Origin of the sequence: Flavobacterium sp., from assembly GCF_039932285.1 — a bacterium.
Lineage (GTDB): Bacteria > Bacteroidota > Bacteroidia > Flavobacteriales > Flavobacteriaceae > Flavobacterium.
Map to the genome: position 1 here is coordinate 12997 of NZ_JBDTQE010000018.1, position 26942 is coordinate 39938.

Sequence of the window (26942 nt, forward strand, 5' to 3'; positions counted from 1 at the left end):
AATACAAATATACTTTTTATACCTTTATCAAACCAAATTAACGGTTAATTTTCATACAATGCACATTCATTATATCTCTGAAGAAAATAGTATTCTTAATCATTTTTTAGCACAAATTCGTGATGTAAATATCCAAAAAGACAGCATGCGTTTTCGTAAGAACATAGAACGCATTGGAGAAATAATGGCATACGAATTAAGTAAGACTTTATCATATAAAGACATTGATGTGCAAACTCCTCTTGGTATTAAAAAAACAACAACTATTTCCGAAAATGTAGTTTTATGCTCCATCTTACGTGCAGGATTGGCTTTGCATACTGGTTTTATGAACTTTTTTGATGATGCCGAAAACGGATTTGTATCTGCCTATCGTCACCATTATAATAATGATGATGCTTTCGATATTTTAGTCGAATACCAAGCTGCACCTTCTTTTGCTGGGAAAAATTTAATATTAATAGATCCTATGTTGGCTACTGGTCAGTCGTTAGTTGCTGTTTTAAACAAACTTCATTTAGAACAAAAACCAAAAGAAATTCATATTGCTGTGGTTATAGCTGCTCCAGAAGGAATTAAATTTCTTGAAGAGAATCTTCCAAAAAACTGCCATCTTTGGGTTGCGGCTCTTGACGAAAAATTAAACGAAAAAAATTATATTATTCCTGGACTTGGTGATGCTGGCGATTTAGCTTACGGTGATAAGTTATAACAACTGAAGAATAAAAGTTACAATACTAGCTGTTAAGATTATTGCTAAAATAGATTCTTTTATCCAATATTTATTTATTGTTTCTAAATAATTTGTTAGCATAATAGATACTGGTACAAAAGTATAAATAAGAAAAGCATTAGCTTTATTAGGTGAAATAAAGAAAACTACCAATCCAATAATAAACGCAAAAATCATTTTTCGATATGACGGTTGTAAGTTTGATAATTTACTTGGAAGTATAAAAACCATACTTAAAAAAGCTACTAAAGCTGTTGTGACATATATAAATAAGGCAATGTTTTGAAAAATTGTTTTTATATATGTCAAATCAAAATCTACTACAATTTGTGATAAATAAATTTGAATGAGGTTAGGGTTATAAATTAAAGCTCCTAAAACCGAAATTACTAATACGGCAAAAAACGCTATAAATGGAATTGTCCAGTTCCTGTAATCTCTAGAAACATGAAAAATAATTGATACAAAAACCAATATTATAAATAAAATACACCAAAAATTAAATAAACTTGCTACAAAAATCCAAAACGAAGCATCAAATATTTTTTCTTTTGGAGTAATTAGCGATTGCATCGATATTAGTCTTCGCAAGGCTAACAAAATAAATAAATTTGAGATAATTAACCCTCCATTAGATAATGTTTTGGGAAACAAAATCAAAAAAACAAAAAACAAGAAAAATGTGTAACTGTTGTCTTTACTCAATCCGTTCTTTTTTGTAATAAAATTTGTGATGTATAAAGAACCAACCAATAGCAACAATAAGACAGCTTTTTTACCTATTTCTAAAGTCGAAATGGTATTGAAATTAGATTGAAATTGGAACAATAAAAAACATAAAACCAACAATGTGGTTATAAAAATATAATTTATTGGTCGAGATTTACTAAAAACGCTTGTTATCATGAGTAAATTTTATATTTTTGTCATTGTAAATATAATACATAAAAAAGATGAAATCATTTTTTCAAGGAATACAATGGTTATTTGAACATATTATTTTAGCTCTTCATGGCTATTTACGCTCCTTAGAGCTTAGTAGCTGGTGGTTGGCTAATCTTATTTCGTGGGTTTTTGTAGCTATTTGTTGTTATTACACTTGGTATTGGATAAAACAATTACAATCTCACAAAGACAATAACGAAGAAAATCAAGATACTACAGCTCACTCTTTCTTAAAGTAAGTCGAAACCAATATCTTTTCTAAAATACATCTTATCAAAATGTAGCTTGTCTATGTTTTGATAAGATTTTTTTATGGCTTCTTGAAAATCATTTCCAAACGAAGTCACCGCCAAAACCCTTCCACCATTGCTCACCACTTGACCATTATCTATCTTTGTTCCAGCATGGAAAACGATAGATTCATCTATGTTTTCTAATCCAGAAATTACTTTCCCTTTTTCGTAATCTTCAGGATATCCTCCAGAAACAACCATAATTGTTGTGGCGCTTCGAGAATCAATTTCTAGAGAAACTTCATTCAGTTTTTTATCGGCAACCGCTTGAAACAATTCGACTAAATCGGATTTTAATCTCGGAATAACTACTTCCGTTTCCGGATCGCCCATTCTTACGTTGTATTCAATAACTATTGGTTCTCCTTTTACATTTATTAGTCCTATAAAGACAAATCCTTTGTATTCTATTCCATCTTTTTGTAAACCATCAATCGTGGGTTTTACAATTCTATTCTCTATTTTTTCTAACAAAATTTCATCGGCAAACGGCACTGGAGAAACTGCTCCCATTCCGCCTGTATTCAAACCTGTATCGCCTTCGCCAATACGTTTGTAATCTTTGGCTGTTGGAAGAATTTTATAGTTTTTTCCGTCGGTTAATACAAAACAACTTAATTCTATTCCGTCAAGAAATTCTTCAATCACTACTTTTGCACTCGCTGTTCCAAATTTTTTATGAACCAACATATTTCGCAATTCTTCTTTGGCTTCTGCCAAATCATGAATGATTAAAACTCCTTTTCCAGCCGCCAAACCATCTGCTTTTAACACGTACGGGGCTTCTAATGTTTCCAGGAATTGACAGCCTTTTTCGATAGTTTCTGCTGTAAAACTATCATAAGCCGCAGTCGGAATATTATGTTTTACTAAAAATTCTTTAGCAAATTCTTTACTTCCTTCAAGTTGTGCTCCTTTTTTTGATGGACCAATAACTGGGATATCTTTTAACACTGAATCGTTTTTAAAAAAATCATAAATCCCAAGAACCAAGGGATCTTCTGGGCCAACAACAACCATCGAAACTTTTTCTTCTATTACAAATGTTTTAATAGCTTCAAAATCTAGAATGTTTAAATTTATATTTGTTGCTATTTGAGCTGTTCCTGCATTTCCTGGTGCTACAAAAAGTTTAGAACATTTTGAAGATTGTAACATTTTCCAAGCTAAAGCATGTTCTCTTCCACCAGAACCAAGTAATAAAATTGTCATTGTGTAGTTGTGTTTGTTTGTTATGCAAAAATAGGTTGTTTTAAGTTTTGGAAAAAATGTTTCGGAAAAATTAAATGAAATATATAAGGTTAGTTTTGTTATTTTTGATAAAAATAATTTTAAATGTTCAAATTATTCGATTTAACGCTCAAATTAAATGGTTTTCCAATTGTGAAAGCTAAAGCCGAATTTGATAAAATTATTTCTTTTTCTGAAGAGCAACACCGTATTTTTATTGAAAATAAAAAAGACGAAATTGTTAAATATCACCTCGAGAACAATCCTTTCTACAAAGAATTAATAGGCTCAAATAATAATAATAATTGGAATGATTTACCAATTCTTACTAAAAAAAATCTTCAAAAACCTTTGGCTGAAAGACTGTCTAAAGATTGCGAAACAAAATCTGTATTTGTAAATAAAACTTCTGGTTCTAGTGGAGATCCTTTTATTTTTGCCAAAGACAAATACTGTCACGCTATTACTTGGGCTTCAATTATATATAGATTTAGCTGGTACAAAATAAATTTCAACACCTCTTTTCAAGCTCGTTTTTATGGAATTCCTTTGGATTTTATTGGTAATAAAAAAGAAAGAATTAAAGACTTTTTGAGTAACCGATTTCGTTTTACTATTTTCGATTTATCGGATGTGGTTTTAGAAAAAGTATTGGTAAAATTTAAAACTAAAAAATTCGATTATATAAATGGGTACACTAGTTCAGTCGTTTTATTTGCTAAGTTTTTGCAGTCCAAAAATATTGTTTTAAAAGAAATATGCCCAACGCTGAAAGTTTGTATGGTAACTTCGGAAATGCTTTTTGATGAAGATAAAATACTAATGGAAAAACAATTTGGAATCCCAGTTGTGAATGAATATGGTGCTTCTGAGCTTGATTTAATTGCTTTTCAAAATCAAAATGGAGAATGGCAAATAAATTCCGAAACACTATTTGTAGAAATTTTAGATGAAGACAATAATGTTCTGCCTTATGGTAAAGAAGGTAGGGTTGTTATAACATCATTATACAACAAAGCGCATCCTTTTATTAGATATGATATTGGAGATATTGGAATTCTAGACGAAAAAAGCACTGTACAAAAACCTATTCTTAAACAATTAATTGGTCGTACAAATGATGTTGCTATTTTACCAAGTGGTAAAAAATCTCCTGGACTAACTTTCTATTATGTTACAAAAAGTATTATTGAAGACGATGGAAATGTAAAAGAATTTATAATAAAGCAAACTAAAATAAATGCATTTGAGATTGATTATGTAAGTGAAAAAGAATTAAACTTAGAACAAATAAGTAAAATAGAAGAAGCCATTTCATTATATCTAGAACCAAATCTAAATTTTATTTTTACTAGGAAAACCTATTTAGGAAGGAGTAGTCGTGGCAAACTAAAACAGTTTAAATCGATGATTTAATTTCTATATTTCTTAAATCCCCTGTACATCCAATGTAGCATGTAATAAATAGAAGACAAAAAACTTAATTTTTCTACCTCTCTGTAAAACTGCCACTGGTATTTAAGTAAGTTTTTTTTGTTTCTAGACAATGAGTTTTCTCTTATTCGATATATTGCTTTTGGTTCTTGAATACCATAAGCATAAGGGATTTCTTTAAGATATTGTAGCCATAATCCCATATCTTGCCGTTTTAAAACATCCGGCATTTTTTTTATTCCTAATACTTCTACATTTATAAACGCAGTAAGACAACTAATTGAATTGGTTTTTAAAATATCTGTATAAGTTACTTTTTTTGGAACTATAAAATCCGAATATATAAATTCTAAGTCTTCATTTGAACGTTTATATGATGAAAAAACGAAGTTTATTCCTTTTTCCTTTATGGTTTTGATACTGTTTTGAATAAAGTCCGTAAACCAAATATCATCTGCATCTAGAAATGTCATGTATTTTCCTGTAATCTTTTCGATTGCAAAATTTCGTGCTTTTGCAGCACCTGAATTTTTATTTAATTGTAGTAAATGAATTCTATGATCTTCATCCATAAAATTTTGGATGATTTCTACTGTTTCGTCTTGAGAACAATCATCAACAATAATCATTTCCCAATTTTTATGAGTTTGTTTTTGAACAGATTGAATAGTTTCTGAAATATATTTTGCAGAATTATAGGTTGGTGTAATTATTGAAACAAGCTCATTCATCCTTAATATGCTTTTTCCTGTCCTTTAAAAATATTTATGACTGTTAGGACTATAATTTTTATATCTAACAATAAAGACCAGTTTTCGATATAAAATAAATCATATTTTATTCTGTTTACCATTTCTTCATCGGTTTCTATTTCTCCTCTAAAACCTTTTACTTGTGCAAGTCCTGTGATTCCAGGTTTTATATGCAATCTTAAATTATATTTTCTGATTTTTGTTTGGTATTCATTATTATGTGACCATAAGTGTGGCCTTGGTCCAACAATGGACATTTCTCCAAGAAATACATTAAAAAATTGTGGCATTTCGTCGAAACTGGTTCTTCTTAAAAAAGCACCAATTTTTGTGATTCTTGGATCATTTTTTACTACAGATTCTTCTGTTTTGTCGTTTATTTCCATCGAACGAAACTTGTAACAAAAAAACTCTTTTTCGTCTAAACCAGGTCTTCCTTGTTTAAAAAATATTGGCCCTTTTGATTCTAATTTTATCAAAATAGCAATAATTGGAATGAGCCAAGAAAGCAGAAAAATAATTACCAACAATGAAAAGAAAATATCGAATACTCTTTTCGTAAATTTAAGTAATGGTTCGTTTAGCGGTGTTCGTTTAAGTGACAAAATAGGGAAAAACTCATAGTAATCGATCTTTAGATTTTTAGCATAAATTTCGCTCGATTCTGGAATGAATTTTATTGTTTTCTTATAATAATCGGCAAATTCTACCAGTTCTTTAAGCTGATCGCTTGAGAGTTCTTCTAGTGCGCAATAAATGTCATCTATCTTATTTTCTAAAACAAACTCTTGAATATTAGAAACATCTCCTTTTATACTTTCATTACTTATTGTATCTGAGAAAAAACCTTTAAAGCGATAACCATAATCAGGTCGGTTTTGAAATAATTGTTGCAAGCTTTTTGAGCTATCTGTATATCCTACAATGATTACGTTTCGGTAATTTCCGCCAAGAACAATTCGGTATTTTTTTAAATAATAAAATAACAATCCTTTAAAAACTGTGATACATATAAACGAAAATCCAATAAAATATAACAATAGCCTAAAACTAAAAATTATTTCTCTTGTAATAGAAAAAAAGGTAATTACAAATAATGAAAATAGAAATATTTGTTTGAATAACATCGATATTATTTCTACAGGCTTTGTAAAGCGATATACTTCGTAAAACTTTGTGAAATAAGCCAATACACACCAAGAAACTAGTTGGTAAATCATAAAATACGGCAATTGTATAGCAAATTTCTTTAGGAAGAAACTGGCTAAAACAACTAGCAAAACACAATCTATTATTATGCTTATTGGACGTATGTATTTTGAATACCTACCTTTTGTCATTTTTTAATTTAATGAATAAATCCGGAAAAATCTTTATGCTCTTCTTTTAATAATGCTGATTGAGGAAGGTTTTTAAAATATTCGTAAGTAATTTTCATTCCCTCAGTACGAGAAACCTTAGCTTCCCATCCTAATAATTCTTTGGCTTTTGTTGTGTCGGGTTGTCTTTGCAACGGATCATTTTCTGGTAAATCGTGATATACAATTTTCTGAGTTGTTCCTGTTAATTTAATAATTTCTTCGGCAAAATCTTTAATGGTTATTTCGTCTGGATTTCCAATATTTACTGGATAAACATAATCCGAATGCAATAATCTAAAAATCCCTTCTACTTGATCGTCAACATAACAAAAAGAACGCGTTTGCAAACCATTACCAAAAATAGTTAAATCTTCTCCACGTAATGCCTGACCAATAAATGCTGGTATAACACGACCATCATTGAGTCGCATTCTTGGTCCATAGGTGTTGAAAATACGTACAATTCTAGTTTCTAATCCGTGAAAACGATGATAAGCCATGGTGATAGATTCCTGAAAACGTTTGGCTTCATCATAAACGCCTCTTGGTCCTATGGTATTTACATTACCAAAATATTCTTCCGTTTGAGGATGAACTAGTGGATCTCCATATACTTCCGATGTAGAGGCTATTAAGATTCTTGCGCCTTTCACTCTTGCTAATCCAAGTAAATTGTGTGTTCCTAATGAACCAACTTTTAGTGTTTGAATTGGGATTTTTAGATAATCTATAGGACTTGCTGGCGATGCAAAATGCAAAATATAGTCTAAATCTCCTGCGACGTGAACAAATTTTGAAATATCGTGATGATAAAACTCAAAATGCTCTAATTTGAATAAATGCTCAATGTTCTTTAAGTCACCAGTAATCAAATTATCCATTCCTATTACATGATAACCTTCCTTGATAAATCTATCACACAAATGTGAACCTAAAAATCCTGCCGCCCCTGTTATTAGTATTCTTTTCATTTTCTATATCGTTTGCAATAGTGATTCTTGCCAAGTTTTTATTTCGATTCCGAATGTGTTTTTTATTTTCGATTTATCTAAAAGACTATATTTTGGCCTTTTTGCTGGCGTAGGAAATGCTTCTGATACAATTGGTGTTACATTTATAGTAACATTATTTATCCTGAAAATTTCTGTAGCAAAATCATACCAACTTGCTATTCCTTCGTTGCTAAAATTGTAAATACCGTATTGAATACTAGATGTTGAATCTTGACTTTTAACAACGATTTGCATAATAGCACCAGCTAAATCGACCGCATTTGTTGGCGAACCTATTTGGTCTGAAACAATGCTTAAACTATCTCTTTCTGAAGCCAAACGCAACATGGTTTTCATAAAATTATTACCAAATTGGGAGTAAACCCAAGAAGTTCTAATAATGAAATATTCATTCATATTATCTATGACCGCTTGCTCTCCGTCTAGTTTTGTTTTGCCATAAATGCCTAGCGGATTTGTTGTATCAGTTTCAGAATAAGGTTTGCTTGATGAACCATCAAAAACAAAATCGGTCGAAATGTGTATTAGTTTTGCGTTATGATTTTTACAAGCAACGGCCAGATTTTTTGGTCCAAAAACATTAATAGATTCAGCTTTTTCTATTTCAGATTCGGCTTTATCAACCGCTGTATAAGCTGCAGCATTTATACAAAAATCTATTCTATTTGTATCAAAAAAATAATTAACACGTTCTTGATTTATAATATCTAAATCCTCTGATGATGCAAAAATAAATTTAAATTCAAGGTAATTTGAAGCAATAAATTGAATCGCTTGACCTAATTGTCCTGATGCTCCTGTAACTAAAATTACCATACTTTTTTAGCGTTTTCTAGTGTTGGTAAAATCATGTCTTTTTCAGAAATAATCAATTCTTTTTCAGGGAAATTCCAATCTATTTTTAAAGCAGGATCGTTATACATTACCCCGCCTTCGCTTTCTTTGTTGTAAAAATTATCACATTTGTAAAAGAAAGTAGCAGTTTGGCTAGTTACTAAAAACCCATGTGCAAATCCTCTAGGAATAAACAATTGTTTCTGATTTTCTGCACTTAATAAAATAGAAAATGATTCTCCATAAGTTGGCGATTCTGGACGAATATCGACGGCAACATCTAACACTTCGCCTTGTATTACTCTCACTAATTTTGCTTGAGCATGGTCTCCTGTTTGATAATGCAAACCACGCAAAACCCCTTTTGACGAATACGATTGATTGTCTTGTATGAAATGTACTTTTTGTCCAATCCCTTTTTCAAAAGTATTCTCATTAAAGCTTTCCATAAAATAACCTCGGTCATCATGAAAAATTTTAGGTTCAAGGATAAAGCAACCAGCTAAATTAGTTGGAATAAAATTCATTATAATTATTTTACGTTAAAAATTTGTTCTAATATTTTGATCGTAATTAAGTACGTTGGTTTTACACCTGTTGTTCCTAAACCACCCGAAGCTAGCGTACTTCCTGTTTCTAAAGGATTATCTGAAGCATAATAAGCATAACGAACTTTTACATTTTCGTTGATACTTTTTCTAATTTTTGATGCACTTTGAATTGCTTTTTGATAATAAGAACCTTCCATCTCTAGTCCGATAGCTTCCCAAGTAGATTCGTGAAAAAACTTTAATAAATCTCTGTTTTGTAAAGAGGTTCCCAAAACGGTAATCATTGGTCCTGCAAAAACTGGAATATCATTTCCTTCAAACATTTCAGCTGTTAATTCATTGTGAAATGGATAATTATCAGCTGTTCCTTCGTTTATATGTGCATTAGGAATCATTATATCTCCTTTTCCTCCTTCTAGAATTCCTGCTTTTCCCATGATAGAAACCGACTCTACATTTAGAAAAGTTTTCTCTTTTCCTATTTTGTAAGGTTTCAATAACTCATCAATAGTTTCAAAAGCTTGTTCTCCAAAAGCGTAATCCATCACGATTAAAACTGGTGAATCTTTGTCGATTTTTGCTTTGGCAAAAGCCGATTTTGTCCAATCGATTTTAGCAGTATCAAAAATTTGAACATCAATATTAGTTCCTGATCTATCTGGTAAAGAAATCATACCATGTTTTAGCGCAAATTCTTCTACTTTATCACGAACATCATTAGCACCAGACTTGCTTAATTCTTCGTAAATATCGAAATCTGATTTGTCTTTAAACTTTGTTTTAAGCACATGAGTTGCAAAGATTGAATTCATTACACTATGCATATTGGCACTAATCACATGGATTGGTCTAGATAATAAATTATTTTTTTGTAAAACTTCTTTAATATCATTTGCCCAAATTTCTCCATGAATGTGGTGTCCTAATCTTTCTCTTAAAATTGGACTAAAAGTGATAGTTCTTTTGTTGTTATCGACTACTTCTTCGATGGCAATTTTTCCTAACCAATAAATGATATGCAAGAAACGATCTGGTGAGGCTGTGTTTCCAAAACTGTCATAAATATCTTTTACCTCAGCAAATGTTCTTCCTAAAATATTGGCTGTGTGAGAAATAGCTTTTTCTCTCTCTACTAGAGTTAGTTTTTTGTTTTGTAACGCAGCTTGTTCTAGTTTTTGCCAATCGCGAGATACTCGTCCATCTTCATCTATAAGAACTCTGTCTTTAATTTTGTGAGATTCAATAAATATAAACGTTAAATGCGTTAGTATATCATAAATATCTGAACGGCCACGAGTAATTTCGACATTCATTTGTTCGTCATCAATTCGGTAGCAATTTCTTCTACGTTTTGGCGGAACAATGGCTTGAAAATGAGAATTAGAATAACCTTCATCAGACGTTAAATTGATGTAACGACATTCTTCGATTCCTACGGGAAGCCTTTCTATAACGTATAATAATCCGTTTAGTTCTACTTTTTCTTCGGCAATTGTCCCATAAATTTCGGGGCTTAATGCCAGCAATGCTTCTCTCAGAGTTTCTCCAGAAATTCCCATTGGTTTATAGAAACCTCTGTTGAATAAATGACGCATTGTAATGTACAATCGTTCGATAGCTGCCGACGATTCTTGCGCTCGTGAGCGCGAAATGTTTTTAATTTCCTTCATTAAATTTTAATTTTATAACCTACAAAGATAAGGTTTTTATATTTAGTTGGTAAGAATTAGGTTTATTGCTGGTTCATAGACCATAATTTTGTTTGACGAATCAGCGTCATTGTGCTTGGTTTGTCTGTTCCATTTTCCTCCAGAAAACGTGTATAAAAAAGCTCTTTCTACAAAATTATACATTACAAAAGGAAAATAAGTCTTTTGTATTTGTGTTGTATTTGTTTTCGAATCTATTATGGTTTTTTCTAATTTGTTTTTTTCTATGATTAGTTTTTCGAATCCAACAAAAAGTCCTTTTTTAGGTATTATTAGATTAAATTTTGCTACATCGAAAATATTCTTTTTTGTTCCTTTTTTTACCGAAACAATAAAGTCTTTATCGAGCATTTCTTGGCTAGGATAACCATTTGCATCAACACTATAGAAATGAATTTTTATAGTAGCATTTTCTATTCGACTATCTGTTTCAATAGTTACATTTTTTATAAACTTTGTTTTTTTATAAGCTGGACGATATGGAAAATATTTTGTGTCTATTCTTGGTCCGTTATCAAACGATTGATAAATTTGATTGTCCGTGTCACCTATTTCTATTTTTTTTGTTTCTAGTCTTTCTGCAGCGATAACAACCTCATCTAACTGATAAATCATTGGTTTTAAATTGACCAAAATGGCTTTTGATGCTCTAATGATTTTTTTTTCAAAACCTAATGCAGAAAATATTAAATTTTTGTTTCTCTCGGTCGAACTAATTGTAAATTCTCCATTTTCCTCGGTAGTTGTTCCAATATTTTCGTTTTGAACCCAAATATTTACATACGGAATTGGTTTTCCTGAAACACTATCTTTTACAACTCCTTTTATTTGAGCCGTAATCGAAAAACTTACTAAAAATAAGCAAATTAAAAATCTATTTTGTATCATTTATTTTCTTTTTCTAATTGTTGAACTATGTTTCTATCGTTAGACAATCTTGGAATTTTATTTTGTCCACCTAATTTTCCGATAGATTTCATATAATCTTGAAATCCGTTTTTATTAACCTTTGTGATCACTAATGTTCGCAACACATGACCAACGATTAAATCATCATAATATGTGTTTTGTTTCCTCATCGCATCATCTATCTGTAAAGCAAAACTTTCTATGTTTTCCGGCTCATTTTCGAATTCGATAAACCATTCGTGATAGGGCAATCCATTTTCGGGAGAAATTTGTGGCGCCACCGTAAATTCATTGACACGGACTGATGTGTTTTGCATCGCTTCTTGCAGTGCGCTTTCTACTTCTTTTCCAATTACGTGTTCGCCAAAGGCTGAAATATAATGTTTGATGCGTCCTGAAACTATCACACGATAAGGTTTTAGCGACGTAAACTGAACTGTATCACCAATATTATATGCCCAAAGTCCTGCATTGGTAGAAATTATTAAAACATAATTGACACCAAATTCGACTTCGCCAATGGTTAGTCGTTTTGAATTTTGGGTAAAAAATTCATCAGCTTTTACAAATTCATAGAAAATTCCTGAATTTAATAACAACAACATTCCTTTTGCTGCCTGAGAATCTTGGTACGCAAAAAATCCTTCCGAAGCAGGAAAAAGCTCGATTGAATCTACTTTTCTTCCTATCAGGTTTTCAAATTTGGCCCGATAAGGTTCGTAATTTACACCGCCGTAAATGAATAAATTGAAGTTTTTAAACAGTTCTCCAACAGGCTTATTTGCTTTTTGATGTAGTTTCTCAAAATACATTTGCACCCACGACGGAATTCCTGAAATTACAGTCATATTTTCCTGAAAAGTTTCTTCGACAACCGCATTTACTTTGGTTTCCCAATCATCAATACAATTGGTTTCCCAAGATGGCATTCGGTTTTTTTGTAAATATTTCGGAACAAAATGGGCTACAATTCCTGATAGTCTTCCTAATTTGATTCCATTTTTTTCTTCAAGAATTGGACTTCCTTGAAGGAAAATCATCTTACCGTTTACAAAATCTGCGTTTCCTGTTTCATGAATATAACTTAAAATCGCATTTCTTGCTGCTTCAATATGAAATGGCATCGATTCTTTTGTGAGTGGAATGTATTTTGCACCAGATGTTGTACCAGATGTTTTAGCAAAATACAAAGGTTTCCCTTTCCAAAGAATATCTTTTTCTCCTTTTACAACTTGATCAACATAGGGTTTTAATTCTTCATAATCACGAATAGGAACTTGTTTTACAAAGTCTTCAAAAGTTTTAATTGTGCTGAAATTATGGTCTTTCCCAAAGGTTGTGTTGCTTGCTTGGTGAATTAAATCTTGGAAAACTTTTTGTTGGGTTTCAATAGGATTTTGAGACCATTTCAGCGTTTTTTTATGAATTTTTTTTGCGAATTGCTTGGCTAAAAATGATTTTATCGACATTTGTAAAGGCTTTAGGCTATATGCTTTATAGCTCTTATTTTTTAGTTTTTTTAGCTTCTGCTTCCACTTTTTTTCTAAGTTCGATTTCTTCTGGTGAAGCAGCAAAATTATATTCGGAAGGATCTACATATTCTGATGCCATAATCGAATCTTTATTCACTTTAGCATATTCTAAATCGCCTGTTAAAACTTTTTTTACAGATTGTATGTAGGCATCATTTTTCTTTAATGCAAATTCTAAAGAGTCCGATTTGAGTCCTAAATATAAAGCATCTTTTTTAAGTTGTGTAGAAGCATATCCTGGAATATATTCTCGAAGTGGTGTAAATGCTATGATATAACTAGTTATCGAAATAAGAAATATAGCACCAATTGTAGCCACAATAAACACATTAATAATATTTAGTTTGAAAGAAAATTTTTCTTCAAAAGTTTCTTCATTTAAAATAATTAATCTTCGTTTTGTTTTTATTTTTTTGAAAAATGCTTTTCTTTTTAATCTTTTTTCTGACATAAATTACAATAATTACAACAAATATAATAATTTAGAATGTGTCCTTAGTTTATTAGTAATAATAAATCGTTAAAATAATAAAGGTTTATTAAATTCTTTAATATATTTGCTTAATGTTTTATTTTTAAATTGCGAGAGCATAATTTTATCTATCATGGGAAGATTAGGAGTTACAGAGATATTAATGATATTGGCGGTTGTTTTATTACTTTTTGGAGGTAAAAAAATTCCAGAATTAATGAAAGGTCTTGGTAGTGGTTTAAGTGAATTTAAAAAAGCCGCAAAAGGAGACGAGCCTGCAGATTCTAAAAAAGACGAAACTAAAGAGTAAATCTCTTTTAAGAATTTAAAAAAATCCCAAATGTCTATTAAGTTATTTGGGATTTTTTGGTTTATAATATCATTGTTAGTTGAATTCGCTTCCTGTCTTCATCAACCTCAGTGACTTTTACAGTAACATGTTGGTGCAGTTTCACGACCTCATTTACATCAGATACAAAACCAGCTTTGAGTTGAGAAATGTGAACCAAACCACTTTCTTTTGTTCCAATATCAACAAAACAACCAAAATTGGTAATGTTATTGACAATTCCTGGTAAAATCATTCCGGTTCTCAAATCTTTTATGGTTTTTACATTAGGATCAAATTCGAAAACTTTAGCCGATTTTCTTGGATCTAAACCTGGTTTTTCGAGCTCTTTTATAATGTCTTTTAATGTTAATAAACCTATTTCTGGTGTGATATAATGCTCTGGTTTTATTAATGCTGTTTTTTCTTTATTGGCAATTAAATCATGAACCGAAAGCTTTAAATCTTTGGCCATTTTTTCAACAATTCCATAAGCTTCAGGATGCACTGCTGAATTGTCTAATGGATTTTTCGCATTCGAAATTCGAATAAATGCCACGCCTTGTTGATACGCTTTTTCGCCTAATCGTGGTACTTTTTTAAGTTGTTTTCTATCTTCAAAAGGGCCATTTTCTGAACGATATTGCACAATATTTTCAGCTAGTTTTTCACCTATTCCAGAAACATAACTCAGCAAATGCTTGCTGGCTGTATTAATGTTTATTCCTACTGAATTCACGCATCGAATTACCGTATTGTCTAGTTCTTCTTTCAGTTTTGTCTGATCTACATCGTGCTGGTATTGCCCCACTCCAATGGCTTTTGGATCTATTTTTACCAATTCGGCTAACGGATCCGACAATCGTCTTCCAATAGAAACTGAGCCACGAACCGTAACATCGTAATTAGGGAATTCATCTCTCGCAATTTTTGATGCTGAATAAACCGACGCACCAGCTTCTGAAACAATAAATACTTGAACTGGCTTGTCGAAAGCGATTTTTTTAATAAAAAATTCCGTTTCTCGGCTCGCCGTTCCGTTTCCAATAGAAATTGCATCGATTGCATACGCATTTACCATCGATTTTATCTTCTTCATCGCCATGGCACTTTCGTTTTGTGGTGCGTGCGGATAAATGGTTTCGTTGTATAACAAATCTCCTTTTTCGTCGAGACAAACAATTTTACAACCCGAACGAAATCCTGGGTCTATGGCTAAAATTCGTTTTTCGCCCAAAGGTGGCGCTAATAAAAGTTGTCCTAAATTGTTGGCAAAAACCTGAATCGAATTGGCATCGGCTTTAGCCTTAGCTTCTTGTAATGCTTCGTTAGATATGGCTGGCGTTAGCAATCTTTTGTAACTGTCTTCAATGGCTAATTGCACATGAGAAATGGCAGCACTGTTGTTGTTTTTGATGATAATTTCGTCTATCAAATCATAAGCTTCATCCAAATCGACTTCGATTTTTAGTTTGATAAATCCTTCGTTTTCTGCACGAAGCATAGCTAATAATCGGTGTGAAGCTGCTTTGGTTAAATTCTCACTCCAATCAAAATATTGATTGAATTTTTGCGCCGCTTCTTCGTCTTTTTTAGTTTTTGAAACCTTTGCGGTTATAGTTGCTTTTCGTTCGTATAATCTTCGCAATTGTTTGCGAACATATATGTTTTCGTTAACCCATTCGGCGATAATGTCTCGTGCGCCTTGCAAAGCAGCTTCTTCATTGATGATACTTTCGTTCAGATATTGTGTGGCTATAAAATCGACATCATCATTTTTCTGATCCATGATGATTTTTGCGAGTGGTTCCAATCCGTTTTCACGAGCGGTATCGGCTTTGGTTTTTTTCTTCTTTTTGTAAGGCAAATAAAAATCTTCTAGTTCCTGCAAGTCGAAACTTTCAATAATTTTTTTATTCAATTCTGGTGTAAGTGCTTTTTGCTCTTCTATCGATTTGAGAATGGCTTCTTTTCGTTTTACAATAACTTCATATTCCTTATTTAATTTTGCAATTTGCTCGATAAAAACCTCATCAAGATTTCCTGTTGTGTCTTTTCGGTATCGAGAAATAAACGGAATCGTACAATCTTCGTTTAATAATTTTACAGTAGCTTCAATATTTTTGGGAGTCGTTGCGACTTGTTTTGCTATAAATTGTATGTTGGTCATTGCTGAATTTTAGGATTGTGTGATTAAATTTTAAAATACTAAAAAATTATTTTTTTGGTTTCAAAACCACAGAGGCTTTTGTAAAGTCAGACGAAGCATTAATCACATTTCTGTATTCTTGATACTTTTCTTTAGGATAATTAATAGCTTTATAAATTTCAAAAGCTTCAATAATTAATTGATTTCCTTCTATTTTTGCTGAAGATTTAAAATAACAATTTTTGTCTTCGTCTCCACTCATTTTTTTATCAATTATAAAATCTTTAAAACTTTCTACCTCAAATCCAACAGGAATGTTAAAAATTATTTTGTGAATATAAGTTTTTGCAAAAGCCAAATCCACATCCCATTTTCGGTCGGTTTCTTGATACAAATTAGTTTGTTTTCCTATAATTTTTCCAAGATTTACTAGTAGTAGATTTCCAGCATTTTCGGTCAATGTTTCTTTAGCTTCAGCCTTAACATTTACAACATAAGGTGTGTTTGTGTAATTGTTTCTGAATTCTTGATTCTCTAACGTATAACTTACGATTTTTATACCTAGATCTTCGCCAAAAATTCTTTTTTGAAGGTATTCTAAAACATTTTTTTCTTCCTTATCTTCTTTAAGGTACTTTATTACGTTTCTGTTCAATTGTCCTTCATAACCTGAGTTTGAATACACTTTTTCGATAGTTGAAGTCATTAAATCTTCAGAAAGTGAAATCGTACTTTGGGTTTTATTTACAGTATATTCTGCTAAAGCAATCGGAAAAACCTCATCAGATACGACATTTTGTTTTTCATCCACATGATAATTCTTTGATTTAGATCCTTGTACTTCATACATTGGACAGCCATAAGATAAGTATTTTTCATACGGGGAAAGATATTTTTGTGTTTCAGGAATATAATACATAAACTCGTGATCAAATGGCGAAACATATTTTTCGCTATCTACTTCGCCTAAAAAACGTGACATTCCAACAACTACTTGGTAAGGAATTTTGAGTTCTTTTAATGTAAAACCATAGAGGTCAAAAACATCACTAGCTTTCAATTTTTGTTTACCATCGCTTAAATTAGTAACTTTTTTTGCCGTTTCTCCTCTCCAAACAAAATCGAAATTTTCTTTGATGTATTCATCTATTTTGAGTAATTTTTCTTCTGTGCTAATTGTTCCTACATTTAGTTTTTCTATAAATTCTCTAGCTTGGTTTTTTTTGAAATACTGAAAAGATGGCTTTTTAAAATATTGTGAAAAAAAAGCACTCCAATTTTTACTGGGCATCTGTGGTGTTTGAACTGTATAAATAAGTTTTACCAAATTCTTTAGGTTTTTAGCATTTGCTTCTTCTTTATATGGTGCAATATTAGTTGTCGACAATTTATTTTTGCTGTTTATTTCTGTTTTTTTAAACTCCGAAGAAGCATAAGTATCAAAAGTTACACCAGACGCAGTTGTAGAAAATTCGGCGTACAAAACGGGAATTTCTTTCTGAAAAATTTCTACGCCATAAGAATTTGGGTTTTCTTTTATAATAAAATAATATTCCAAAATATCGCCTGCTTCTACCCCTTCAAAAACAATCGATTTTACTTTTTCAGATTCAGTTTCTATGATTTTGTCTTGAGGTAAAACCTTGATTTCGCCATTTTGTTTTATAATTCGAGCATGGAAATCGCGAACATCACGAATGTATCCATTATCTTCGGCTTTTATTTTATTGTATTTGTTTATTTCTTCAGCTTTATTGATTTTTATAGCAAAATGGTTCATTACAAAACTTGCAAAAGAATAACCTCCAACACGTGTGTGAATCCAACGTTTGTCAAATAACACTACTGCTGGTTGATTTTTGTATTCTTCTGGAATAGTTTTGAAAATTGGTTTTTCATCCCAAGTATAACTTTTTATTTCTTGTGAATAACCTAGAAACGAAAATAATAGAACAACAAATAAGGTGACTTTTTTTATCATTTTGTAAAAATTATAGATTGATTGTATTGTTTATTTATTGTTTTTATAAAAGAATTCCAAGGCACAAAATCTTTGAGTTCTAGTAATAACTTTTTGGATGCTATTTTTTGGGTTACTGTTATGGTGTTTTTTGAAACCTTATATTGAATGTCAAAACTGCCTAAATCATTCTCGTTTTTGGCGTTTTCAGGCAAAAATTCTATTTTTGAATCCAATGGCAATTCATATTCATATTGGATTTCGTAGCTATATGCAAAATCGTTTTCTATAGACAGCTTACGTTTTTCGATGTCTATTGCGTCTTCTTTCAAAGGAAAAAGCAATATGGGCTTCAATAACAATTTGCCATTTACATCCTTTATAGCATTTTCTAGTTTTAGTTTAAAAATCGCTTTGGAGGGCAATTCTTGGTAATCATTTTTTTGCAATTCTTTGATTTCTAATTCAATTTTTTGATTATTAGCAATGATTGTGTTTTTCCAAATCTCGATTTCTTTTTGATTATAAGCTGAAAGTTGGTTCAATAAATCGCTTTTGTTCAACCCCGAAATTGTGGCGTTTGCCTCACCAACAACATCTGTATTGGCGATATTCAATTTCATCGAAATAACAATTTTATTCATATTCGGAGCTACTTCTGGAACTTTTTCGATTTTAAACTCCGTTTCAGATAGGCCAATCAACCCCTCTTTACCTTGAATCATTGCTGATGGATATGGAAACGGACAAAACTTGTCGGTAGCATCCAGAAAATAACTTTTGCCATCGATAACCGCATTTGTAATCATATGATTGTCCACTTGTGGAGTCGGAACATCTTCATAAGTGTATGGCTTATGACGTGTTCCTATCCAGGTAAGGTGGGAATCAATTTTTGCATAATGCAACATCTCGTTCAAGATATTGGCCATATCTTTGCAATCACCATAGAATTTCTCAAAAATAGTTGCAGCTTCTCTAGGCACAAAACCACCCATTCCGTTTTCAAAAGCTACATAGTGCATATTTTGTTGCACCCATCGGTAGATGGTTTTTGCTTTTTCAAAATCGGTTGTTTTGTCTTTTATTAACTCTACTACTTTATTTTTTAGGTTAGTTTGATCTGTTTTGTTAATGTCTTTTAGCAACGAATAATACCATTTATACAACAATTCTGGCGTACCCAATAATTCTTCTTTTTTTCCGTCTTTTTCATAACTTTTGATATAATATATGATATGGGGCATGAAATAAATTGAACTTGGCATTCCTTTCTCACCTTCAAATTCAGGGATATTGGTAGCTTCCCAAGTATAAACATCTAAGTTTCCGTCTTTGGTTTTGCTAAAAACAATTTTGTCTTGATGATTTCCAAAAATTTTATAACCAATTTCCGTCGTGGATTGACATCGTATCTGAAGCTTTGACGATTGTGTTTTGATGGGATTTTGAAATCGAAACGAGGACAAAAAACGTGGTTGTTTGAGTTTATTTTTATACGAAAACTCAATTATAGAATTATCTTCTACCTCTGGAAGCACGAAATATTTGAACTTATTGTCACTCTTGAAAATATTTTCTTGTTCGGCGTCAAAAGTACCAATCATAGAAGAGTTTAATTCCTTTTGTTTGTTTGTTTTAATAATAAAAGTGAAGCCTTTTATATTAGAAACTTCGTTAAAACTATCAAACGGAACACGAATACTGTATTCCTCAGTGTTCTTACTCTTGGAAATAGCACGCCTTTCTGATGTGAAAGTTTCTATCTCTAATGTCTTACCAGAATTGATAACAACAGTTTCGTTACTATAAATTATTTTGGATTTTTCTTGGGAATAAAATACTGTTGTAGAAAATAAAAATAAGAGTAGATATTTTTTCATTTATTTCGAAATTTTGCGCAAAAATAGATAATAGTAACTGTATCTATTTGATTTTTAATCATTAATTTTAAAACTTAAGATGTTCAAATCCTACCTTTAAAAAGTTTGAGTAAACTTTTAATCCTGAACTATAAAATCCTTTGAATCTTCTTTCTGAAACTCTGGTTGGATATTAATATGATTGATATTAAATTTCTCCAATAAAACAATTTCGATTTTTTCTAATACAATATTAAATTCGCTCATTTTTATATCTTCAGAACAATCTAAATGTGCTTCGAGATGCAATTCGTGGTCATTAAGATGCCAAACGTGAATATGATATAATTTGTTATTACCTGAAATTTTATGAACTTCTCCAACCAATTCTTGAATATCAATATTTGACGGCGTAAAAAGCATCAACATTTTTGTAGATTCTTTCAATAAATCATAACCAACATAAATTAAATAAACGGCAATAGCTAAAGTTAAAACGCTATCTATCCAATAAATTTGATATATTTTCATTAGAATTCCGCCGACCAGAACAGCCACAGAAGCCATCATATCGGTAAAAAGATGAATATAAGCCGATTTCATATTTATATTGTGATCGGCATCTTTTTTGAGCATTAATGCCGAAATACCATTAACAACAATTCCTAAAACAGACATCCAAATAACCAAATTAGATTTAATCGCATGAGGATTCAAAAAACGATCTGAAGCTTCAAAAATTAAATATATTGCCACTACAATCAATGTGATTGAATTTACAAAAGCGGCAATAAGTTCCGCTCTTTTGTAACCAAAAGTCTGGTCTAACGAAGCTTTCTTTTTTGATAAAACATTAGCAATGTAACTAAAAATTAAGGTTAAAACATCAGAAAAATTATGCAATGCATCAGAAATTAAGGCTAAACTTCCCGAAAGAATGCCGCCAATAACTTGTGCCACTGTAATTACAATATTTAAAACTATCGAAAATAAAAGGTTTTTACCTTGTACTTCGTGGTGAGAATGGTTGTGATTGTGAGACATTTTAGATTGTTAGATTATTGGATTGTTAGATTATCTAATAGTCGAATTATCTAATAATCCAACAATCGAATCATCTAAATTAACAGCTAATTTTTCCCACTCTTATAGCATGTCTTCCGCCTTCGAAATCGGTGTTTAAAAATGTATCTACCATTTCTATAGCTTGGGGAATCGAAGTATATCTTGCAGGAATACTTATAATATTAGCATCATTATGTTGGCGCGCTAAGGCAGCAATTTCTTTTATCCAACACAAAGCGGCACGAATTCCTTGGTGTTTGTTTGCCGACATTGCAATTCCGTTTCCGCTTCCGCAGATGATAATACCAAAATCTGCTTTTCCTTCAGAAACATCAGCAGCCACTTTATGACCAAAATCCGGGTAATCGACACTATCTAAAGTATCTGTTCCGTGGTTTGTTATACTATGTCCTTTTGATTCTAAAAACTGAACAATTGCTTTTTTGTAATCTGGTCCTGCGTGATCATTTCCTATCGATATTTTCATTGTAGTTGTGTTTTGTGGTTACAAATTTAAGGAAAGAATTGTAGATTTGCTTCTTTGTTGATTCGTTTATTCAACGAAAATATAAAATACCATAATATGCTGTAAATCAGTTATTATTGTAATATTTATGTTAAAAATTTACATTGTTAACAACCAAACGCAATTCCTTGATATTCAGTTAACAATAACTTAACAACTTTTGTTGACAACTTTAGATAGAATTTCAGAAGTTTTTTTTGGAAGTTTAATAATAAATTGTAATCCAAAACCAAGAATGAAAATCCTAATTTAGTTTGGTGTTTTTTTATAAAAGTTATCAATACAAAATTGAAGTTTATTAACAAAAATTGAATAAAATCTTATTTACAATTGTATTTAATTTTTAGTTTTCAACTTATGTTAACAAAGTTTCAAAATCACTTTAAAATCAAATATATAATTATAAAAAAGTATGTTCATAAGTCATTATAAAAAACGTAAAGTAATATTTAACCTTTATTTTTTATAATTTATAGTAACTATTAACACGCTATAATAACCACTAATAAATAATTTAAATTTAAATTTTCTTTTTGTTATATTTAATAAATGTTGACAACTTTTAAAAATATTAAAAGTTATATTTTATTTAAATATGAAACCTAAATTCTGAAATCTAATATCTTATTCGTAAATTTCAACTTTATAAAAATGAATTATGAGTAAAATGCCAAAAAAGTTTGGAAAAAATGAGAAAGATTTCTCAACAAAGATTTTAAAAGTACTATCACAAAACGCGAATAAACCTTTTAATTATAAACAAATTTCAGCACTTCTCGAAGTAGATGATACTAAGAGTAGAAATGAAATTATTAAGGATTTAAAAATTCTGGCGCAACAAAAAAAGATTATCGAAACCGAACCTGGAAAATATCTAGTAAAAGGGATTTCGCAAGACTATTACGAAGGAAAAATAGACATGACTTCTCGTAAAACAGCTTATTTTATATGTCCTGATTTTGGAGAAGATGTTTTTATTCCGACCAATAACTTAAACCATGCTTTAGACAAAGACATTGTAAAAGTTTATGTGTATAACAGAAGAAAAGGAAAACGCCCTGAAGGAGAAGTTATAGAAGTCGTAGAACGAGCTAAAACAGATTTTGTAGGAGTTATAGACATTCAGAAGAATTTTGCCTTTGTAAGCACTGCAAATCCTAAAATGTACACCGATATTTTTATTCCGTTAGCAAAAATTGGAGAAGCAGAACAAGGTGACGTAGTTTTAGTACATATAGAAGATTGGCCTAAAAAAGCTGATTCTCCTTTTGGAACGGTAACTAAAGTTTTAGGAAAACCAGGAGAACATAATACCGAAATTCATGCTATTCTTGCTGAATATGGTTTACCAGCTGAATTTCCTGTTGAAGTAGAAGTTTTTGCTCAAAAAATAGATACTTCTATTCAAGAAGATGAAATTGCAAAACGTCGCGATATGCGAGATACATTAACTTTTACTATCGATCCAAAAGATGCTAAAGATTTTGATGATGCACTTTCGTTTAAAAAATTAGATAATGGAAATTACGAAATAGGAATTCACATTGCCGATGTTTCTCATTATCTTGAAGAAGGAACAATTTTAGATGACGAAGCTTATCAACGCGCAACTTCCGTTTATTTAGTAGATAGAGTTGTACCTATGTTACCTGAAGTTTTATCAAATTTTGCTTGTTCATTACGACCAAATGAAGAGAAATATACGTTCTCCGCTATTTTTGAAATAGATGAAAAAGCAACAGTTATTAACCAATGGTTTGGAAGAACAGTAATCGATTCTAACCAACGTTTTGCTTACGAAGAAGCGCAATATATTATAGAAACCAAAGACAATACTATTCCAGTAGATATTTCTATTACAGGAAGTTCTTATGTAGTTTCTGACGAAATTGTAGCAGCCACTTTAAAACTAGATGATTTAGCAAAAATTATGCGTCGCAAACGTATGAATGACGGTGCTATTTCTTTTGATAAAGTAGAAGTAAAATTCAACTTAAGTGAAGATGGAGAACCAGAAGGTGTCTTTTTTAAAGTTTCTAAAGATGCTAATCATTTGATTGAAGAATTTATGTTGCTAGCCAACAGAAAAGTAGCCGAATATATTGGTAAACAAAAGAAAACTTTTATTTATAGAATTCACGACGAACCAAATGAAGATAAATTGTTTGCCATGCAAGCTGTTATTGCAAAATTTGGTTACAAAATAGATTTTAGAGGTGGTGAAATTTCTAAATCTTTGAATGCTTTAATGGAAGAAGTAAACGGGAAAAAAGAGCAAAATCTAATAGATACTTTGGCGATTAGAACGATGAGTAAAGCCAAATATTCGACTGATAATATTGGTCATTATGGTTTAGCTTTCGATTATTATTCACATTTTACTTCACCAATTCGTCGTTATCCAGACGTTATGGTACATCGTTTGTTGCAGTATTACCTTGACGGAGGAAAATCTGTCGATCAAGAAACGTACGAAACAAAATGCCAACATACATCCAATATGGAAAGTTTAGCTACTAATGCTGAACGTGATTCTATTAAGTATATGCAGGTAAAATATATGCAAAATCACCAAGATCAAGAGTTTTTAGGTGTTATTTCTGGTGTAACCGAATGGGGAATTTATGTAGAAATCATTGAAAACAAATGCGAAGGAATGGTTCGTATTCGTGATATAAAAGATGATTATTACACTTTCGATGAAAAACAATATGCTTTGGTTGGCGAAATTTCTAAATCTTTATTACAATTGGGTGACGAAGTTTGGGTTAAAGTAAAAAATGCCGATTTAGTTAAGAAACAATTGGATTTTAATTTTTTAAGAAGAAAAGAATAAATATGAAAAAATTATTTATAATTCCATTTTTAGTGGTAACTAATTTAATTTCAGCACAAGTAACAAAAAATGTTGGTGATTTTACTAAGGTTACAGCTTTCGATAAAATTTCAGTTCAATTGATACAATCAACTGAAAATAAAATAGAACTAAAAGGAAAATTTGAAAATGAAGCCGAACTTATAAACAACAACGGCGAGTTGAAGATTAGACTTCCAATAGGTAGTTTCTTAAAAGGAGAAGACTTAGTTGCACGTGTTTATTTTACAAAATTAGAAGGATTAGAAGCCAATGAAGGTTCTTATGTTTCTTGTGATACCGAAATTAAAGCATTAGATTTTAGTCTAATAGCAAAAGAAGGAGCTCAAATAAAAGTAATTGTCGATGCACAAAGAATTACTGTAAAATCATCTAATGGTTCTGTTATAAAATTATCAGGAAAAGCACAAAATTTAGATGCCGTTACTAACTCTGGAGGAAAACTAGAAGCAGAAAAATGTATTACTTCTCAAACTACAGTTTCTGTAAATGCAGGAGGATTTGCCGATATATATGCTACTGATTTAGTAGATGCAAAAACAAGAGCTGGTGGTACAATTACTATATACGGAAACCCAAAACAAGTCAATGAGAAAAAAGTTTTAGGCGGACATATTCTAATAAGTAAACGATAGTTATTTTAAATTTTAAATTTTAACTTGCGTCATCGGAATATTAATTAAAAAAACTTTATGATTCAATATATTTTAGGCAACGGAATCCCATTAGGAATATTTTTAAGTTTCATGATAGGACCTGTTTTTTTTGTATTGCTAGAAATTAGTATAACAAAAGGATTTCGTGCCGCATTAATGTTTGATTTAGGCGTTATTTTAGCAGATATTTTTTTTATAGGTGTAGCTTATTTAGGAAGCTATAGATTAATTCAGAGTTTAAAAGACGATCCAGCTTTGTTTATTTTTGGCGGAATTATCATGGTAACATATGGGCTAATTTCTTATTTTAAGCTTCGTAAAGTACATAAAGCAGAAAATGAAGACGAAGCGGTCGAATTGATTAAAAAAGACTATTTAAACTTATTTATAAAAGGATTTTTACTCAATTTTATCAACATAGGAGTTTTGGGTTTTTGGTTGCTAATCATTATTACTTTTGTGCCTAAAATGCACATGGAATTGTCTAATGTTATTTGGTTTTTTACCACTGTAATTGTAACTTATATCGCCACCGATATTGGTAAAATACTATTAGCAAAACAATTACGTAGCAAACTTACGACCACAAATATTATTAAGATAAAAAAAATAAGCAGTATTTTATTGATTGTTTTTGGTGCATTTTTACTATCTCAAGGTTGGTTTCCTAGCGATAAAACTTTCGTAAAAAACACGATTGAGAAGATTGAAAAGAAATAAAAAATTAGTATTTTTCACCACAATTGTCATTTCGAGTAAAAATTAAAACCCATAACGGTTTGAAACTTCTCCTTTAATTAAAAACGGCAATAAAAAACACTATTTACGATGAAAAAATTATTGCTTTTATTACTATTTTCAGTATCTATTTTTGCTCAAAATGACTCCATTTCTGTTTCAAAACCCAATCTCTCATTGATTTCATTAAACAAATTAAATATTGTTTATAGAGGAATTTCAAATCCTATTTCCGTTAATGTCAATAATTTAAAATCATATAAGATAAAAGGTGAATCTGTTTTTCAAAAAAATGATGGCAGTTACTACATTCAACCAAAATCAGGAAAAGATATTAAAGTTTTAGTAGAAATCGAAACATCTGATACGACAAAGGTTGTTGAAGAACATATTTTTAGAACAAAAGAGTTACCTCACGCCGCAATATTAGTCAACCAAAAAGGATGTATCAATGGAGATTGTACCATTGACATACCCGCTAAAGAACTTTTAAACGCTGAAATTTCGTTTAAACTGATCGATTTTCTATTGGATTACAATATTTCCGTAACAGGTTTCCGACTGTATTTATCAAACAATAATGGTGATTTTTTAGATAGTTTTGAAATTAAAGGAAATAAGATTCCTCAAGATGTGTATGATGTTATAATGAGCAACGAAAAAGCCACCTTAATCATTATTCACAAACTTACTTTTGCTTCCGATTTAAACTTATCTATTGCGAAAACACCACTGATTAAGATTAGAAAAGTATAGTTTCTATAATATTTGTAAAAATGAAAAAGAATGTTTATTGCTTATTTTTTCTGCTTTTTTACTATCTCAAGGTTGGTTTCTTAGTGACAAAACTTTTGTAAAAAACACGATTGAGAAGATTAGAAAAAGTAGATTGTCAAACATATCTAAAAGCTATACAAAATTTAAATATCCATGAAATTTTTACTCCCAATCATTCTTTTAATGTCTTACAATTTTAGTTTTTCACAAAATTCTAATTTAAAAGACAAACCTAAAG

24 protein-coding genes are annotated in these 26942 nt (G+C 30.7%); 8 read left to right on the forward strand and 16 right to left on the reverse strand.

Annotation, left to right across the window (positions count from 1 at the left end; all coding sequences use genetic code 11):
- Positions 1-58 precede the first annotated feature (58 nt).
- On the forward strand, positions 59-712 hold the full coding sequence (gene upp / locus ABI549_RS05355; protein WP_348075425.1) for a uracil phosphoribosyltransferase: 654 nt from the start codon (positions 59-61) through the stop codon (positions 710-712).
- On the opposite strand, the gene ABI549_RS05360 is transcribed toward upp, so the two are convergent.
- Positions 707-1639, reverse strand: coding sequence for a DUF6427 family protein (locus ABI549_RS05360; RefSeq protein WP_348075426.1), 933 nt, complete (start codon positions 1637-1639; stop codon positions 707-709). The two genes, upp and ABI549_RS05360, sit on opposite strands and share 6 nt — an antisense overlap.
- Positions 1640-1686: 47 nt before the next feature.
- Between ABI549_RS05360 and ABI549_RS05365 the strand changes: the two genes are divergently transcribed.
- Positions 1687-1917 carry a uracil phosphoribosyltransferase gene (locus ABI549_RS05365; protein WP_348075427.1) on the forward strand — a complete coding sequence of 77 codons (231 nt, stop codon included), beginning with the start codon at positions 1687-1689 and terminating at the stop codon, positions 1915-1917.
- On the opposite strand, the gene purD is transcribed toward ABI549_RS05365, so the two are convergent.
- A complete protein-coding gene (gene purD, locus ABI549_RS05370) occupies positions 1909-3183 on the reverse strand; it encodes a phosphoribosylamine--glycine ligase (protein WP_348075428.1) in 1275 nt (424 codons plus the stop codon). The two genes, ABI549_RS05365 and purD, sit on opposite strands and share 9 nt — an antisense overlap.
- 123 nt (positions 3184-3306) lie before the next feature.
- On the opposite strand from purD, the gene ABI549_RS05375 reads away from it, so the two are divergent.
- The gene (locus ABI549_RS05375) at positions 3307-4617 is read left to right on the forward strand and encodes a phenylacetate--CoA ligase family protein (RefSeq protein WP_348075429.1); all 1311 of its coding nucleotides are present in this window, start codon (positions 3307-3309) and stop codon (positions 4615-4617) included.
- On the opposite strand, the gene ABI549_RS05380 is transcribed toward ABI549_RS05375, so the two are convergent.
- The 9 genes from ABI549_RS05380 to ABI549_RS05420 are packed head-to-tail and all read right to left on the reverse strand — an operon-like array spanning position 4614 to position 13747.
- On the reverse strand, positions 4614-5366 hold the full coding sequence (locus ABI549_RS05380; RefSeq protein ID WP_348075430.1) for a glycosyltransferase family 2 protein: 753 nt from the start codon (positions 5364-5366) through the stop codon (positions 4614-4616). The genes ABI549_RS05375 and ABI549_RS05380 overlap by 4 nt on opposite strands.
- Before the next feature lie 2 nt (positions 5367-5368).
- Positions 5369-6727 carry an undecaprenyl-phosphate glucose phosphotransferase gene (locus ABI549_RS05385; RefSeq protein ID WP_348075431.1) on the reverse strand — a complete coding sequence of 453 codons (1359 nt, stop codon included), beginning with the start codon at positions 6725-6727 and terminating at the stop codon, positions 5369-5371.
- 8 nt (positions 6728-6735) lie between these two features.
- Complete coding sequence (locus ABI549_RS05390) at positions 6736-7719, reverse strand: UDP-glucuronic acid decarboxylase family protein (RefSeq protein WP_348075432.1); 984 nt, start codon at positions 7717-7719, stop codon at positions 6736-6738.
- Positions 7720-7722: 3 nt separating this feature from the next.
- On the reverse strand, positions 7723-8577 hold the full coding sequence (rfbD, locus tag ABI549_RS05395) for a dTDP-4-dehydrorhamnose reductase (protein WP_348075433.1): 855 nt from the start codon (positions 8575-8577) through the stop codon (positions 7723-7725).
- A complete protein-coding gene (gene rfbC / locus ABI549_RS05400) occupies positions 8571-9122 on the reverse strand; it encodes a dTDP-4-dehydrorhamnose 3,5-epimerase (protein WP_348075434.1) in 552 nt (183 codons plus the stop codon). The genes rfbD and rfbC overlap by 7 nt, the downstream gene beginning before the upstream one ends.
- Positions 9123-9127: 5 nt before the next feature.
- A complete protein-coding gene (locus ABI549_RS05405) occupies positions 9128-10816 on the reverse strand; it encodes a hypothetical protein (RefSeq protein ID WP_348075435.1) in 1689 nt (562 codons plus the stop codon).
- A gap of 42 nt (positions 10817-10858) precedes the next feature.
- Positions 10859-11743 (reverse strand): carboxypeptidase-like regulatory domain-containing protein, encoded by an 885-nt coding sequence (locus tag ABI549_RS05410; RefSeq protein ID WP_348075436.1) that lies wholly within the window; start codon positions 11741-11743, stop codon positions 10859-10861.
- Complete coding sequence (locus ABI549_RS05415) at positions 11740-13233, reverse strand: GH3 auxin-responsive promoter family protein (protein ID WP_348075437.1); 1494 nt, start codon at positions 13231-13233, stop codon at positions 11740-11742. Before ABI549_RS05415 ends, ABI549_RS05410 begins: the two co-directional genes overlap by 4 nt.
- Before the next feature lie 34 nt (positions 13234-13267).
- A complete protein-coding gene (locus tag ABI549_RS05420) occupies positions 13268-13747 on the reverse strand; it encodes a peptidase (RefSeq protein ID WP_348075438.1) in 480 nt (159 codons plus the stop codon).
- A 154-nt stretch (positions 13748-13901) separates the two neighbouring features.
- On the opposite strand from ABI549_RS05420, the gene ABI549_RS05425 reads away from it, so the two are divergent.
- Positions 13902-14078 (forward strand): twin-arginine translocase TatA/TatE family subunit, encoded by a 177-nt coding sequence (locus ABI549_RS05425; RefSeq protein ID WP_348075439.1) that lies wholly within the window; start codon positions 13902-13904, stop codon positions 14076-14078.
- A gap of 61 nt (positions 14079-14139) precedes the next feature.
- On the opposite strand, the gene ABI549_RS05430 is transcribed toward ABI549_RS05425, so the two are convergent.
- The 5 genes from ABI549_RS05430 to rpiB all read right to left on the reverse strand — a co-directional run bounded on the left by ABI549_RS05430 (position 14140) and on the right by rpiB (position 21619).
- Positions 14140-16266: a Tex family protein gene (locus ABI549_RS05430; RefSeq protein WP_348075440.1), complete on the reverse strand. Its 2127-nt coding sequence runs from the start codon at positions 16264-16266 to the stop codon at positions 14140-14142.
- 46 nt (positions 16267-16312) lie between these two features.
- Positions 16313-18226: a DUF3857 domain-containing protein gene (locus ABI549_RS05435; RefSeq protein WP_348075441.1), complete on the reverse strand. Its 1914-nt coding sequence runs from the start codon at positions 18224-18226 to the stop codon at positions 16313-16315.
- Positions 18223-20088 (reverse strand): DUF3857 domain-containing protein, encoded by a 1866-nt coding sequence (locus ABI549_RS05440; protein ID WP_348075442.1) that lies wholly within the window; start codon positions 20086-20088, stop codon positions 18223-18225. The genes ABI549_RS05435 and ABI549_RS05440 overlap by 4 nt, the downstream gene beginning before the upstream one ends.
- Positions 20089-20205: 117 nt before the next feature.
- Positions 20206-21111: a cation diffusion facilitator family transporter gene (locus ABI549_RS05445; protein WP_348075443.1), complete on the reverse strand. Its 906-nt coding sequence runs from the start codon at positions 21109-21111 to the stop codon at positions 20206-20208.
- Positions 21112-21190: 79 nt separating this feature from the next.
- On the reverse strand, positions 21191-21619 hold the full coding sequence (gene rpiB / locus ABI549_RS05450) for a ribose 5-phosphate isomerase B (RefSeq protein ID WP_348075444.1): 429 nt from the start codon (positions 21617-21619) through the stop codon (positions 21191-21193).
- Between the two features lie 697 nt (positions 21620-22316).
- On the opposite strand from rpiB, the gene rnr reads away from it, so the two are divergent.
- The 4 genes from rnr (at position 22317) to ABI549_RS05470 (ending at position 26683) form a co-directional block, all read left to right on the forward strand.
- Positions 22317-24494, forward strand: coding sequence for a ribonuclease R (gene rnr / locus ABI549_RS05455; RefSeq protein WP_348075445.1), 2178 nt, complete (start codon positions 22317-22319; stop codon positions 24492-24494).
- Between the two features lie 2 nt (positions 24495-24496).
- Complete coding sequence (locus ABI549_RS05460; protein ID WP_348075446.1) at positions 24497-25168, forward strand: head GIN domain-containing protein; 672 nt, start codon at positions 24497-24499, stop codon at positions 25166-25168.
- A gap of 57 nt (positions 25169-25225) precedes the next feature.
- A complete protein-coding gene (locus ABI549_RS05465; RefSeq protein ID WP_348075447.1) occupies positions 25226-25909 on the forward strand; it encodes a LysE family transporter in 684 nt (227 codons plus the stop codon).
- A gap of 108 nt (positions 25910-26017) precedes the next feature.
- Complete coding sequence (locus tag ABI549_RS05470; RefSeq protein ID WP_348075448.1) at positions 26018-26683, forward strand: hypothetical protein; 666 nt, start codon at positions 26018-26020, stop codon at positions 26681-26683.
- Positions 26684-26942 lie beyond the last annotated feature (259 nt).

Coding starts and splice junctions, on each gene's coding strand:
- ABI549_RS05425 (WP_348075439.1), top strand. CDS start 13,902: ATGGGAAGATTAGGAGTTACAGAGATATTAATGATATTGGCGGTTGTT.
- ABI549_RS05410 (WP_348075436.1), bottom strand. CDS start 11,743: ATGATACAAAATAGATTTTTAATTTGCTTATTTTTAGTAAGTTTTTCG.
- ABI549_RS05435 (WP_348075441.1), bottom strand. CDS start 18,226: ATGATAAAAAAAGTCACCTTATTTGTTGTTCTATTATTTTCGTTTCTA.
- ABI549_RS05385 (WP_348075431.1), bottom strand. CDS start 6,727: ATGACAAAAGGTAGGTATTCAAAATACATACGTCCAATAAGCATAATA.
- ABI549_RS05405 (WP_348075435.1), bottom strand. CDS start 10,816: ATGAAGGAAATTAAAAACATTTCGCGCTCACGAGCGCAAGAATCGTCG.
- rfbD (WP_348075433.1), bottom strand. CDS start 8,577: ATGGTAATTTTAGTTACAGGAGCATCAGGACAATTAGGTCAAGCGATT.
- ABI549_RS05430 (WP_348075440.1), bottom strand. CDS start 16,266: ATGACCAACATACAATTTATAGCAAAACAAGTCGCAACGACTCCCAAA.
- rfbC (WP_348075434.1), bottom strand. CDS start 9,122: ATGAATTTTATTCCAACTAATTTAGCTGGTTGCTTTATCCTTGAACCT.
- ABI549_RS05440 (WP_348075442.1), bottom strand. CDS start 20,088: ATGAAAAAATATCTACTCTTATTTTTATTTTCTACAACAGTATTTTAT.
- upp (WP_348075425.1), top strand. CDS start 59: ATGCACATTCATTATATCTCTGAAGAAAATAGTATTCTTAATCATTTT.
- rpiB (WP_348075444.1), bottom strand. CDS start 21,619: ATGAAAATATCGATAGGAAATGATCACGCAGGACCAGATTACAAAAAA.
- ABI549_RS05460 (WP_348075446.1), top strand. CDS start 24,497: ATGAAAAAATTATTTATAATTCCATTTTTAGTGGTAACTAATTTAATT.
- rnr (WP_348075445.1), top strand. CDS start 22,317: ATGAGTAAAATGCCAAAAAAGTTTGGAAAAAATGAGAAAGATTTCTCA.
- purD (WP_348075428.1), bottom strand. CDS start 3,183: ATGACAATTTTATTACTTGGTTCTGGTGGAAGAGAACATGCTTTAGCT.
- ABI549_RS05360 (WP_348075426.1), bottom strand. CDS start 1,639: ATGATAACAAGCGTTTTTAGTAAATCTCGACCAATAAATTATATTTTT.
- ABI549_RS05470 (WP_348075448.1), top strand. CDS start 26,018: ATGAAAAAATTATTGCTTTTATTACTATTTTCAGTATCTATTTTTGCT.
- ABI549_RS05420 (WP_348075438.1), bottom strand. CDS start 13,747: ATGTCAGAAAAAAGATTAAAAAGAAAAGCATTTTTCAAAAAAATAAAA.
- ABI549_RS05365 (WP_348075427.1), top strand. CDS start 1,687: ATGAAATCATTTTTTCAAGGAATACAATGGTTATTTGAACATATTATT.
- ABI549_RS05415 (WP_348075437.1), bottom strand. CDS start 13,233: ATGTCGATAAAATCATTTTTAGCCAAGCAATTCGCAAAAAAAATTCAT.
- ABI549_RS05465 (WP_348075447.1), top strand. CDS start 25,226: ATGATTCAATATATTTTAGGCAACGGAATCCCATTAGGAATATTTTTA.
- ABI549_RS05390 (WP_348075432.1), bottom strand. CDS start 7,719: ATGAAAAGAATACTAATAACAGGGGCGGCAGGATTTTTAGGTTCACAT.
- ABI549_RS05445 (WP_348075443.1), bottom strand. CDS start 21,111: ATGTCTCACAATCACAACCATTCTCACCACGAAGTACAAGGTAAAAAC.
- ABI549_RS05380 (WP_348075430.1), bottom strand. CDS start 5,366: ATGAATGAGCTTGTTTCAATAATTACACCAACCTATAATTCTGCAAAA.
- ABI549_RS05375 (WP_348075429.1), top strand. CDS start 3,307: ATGTTCAAATTATTCGATTTAACGCTCAAATTAAATGGTTTTCCAATT.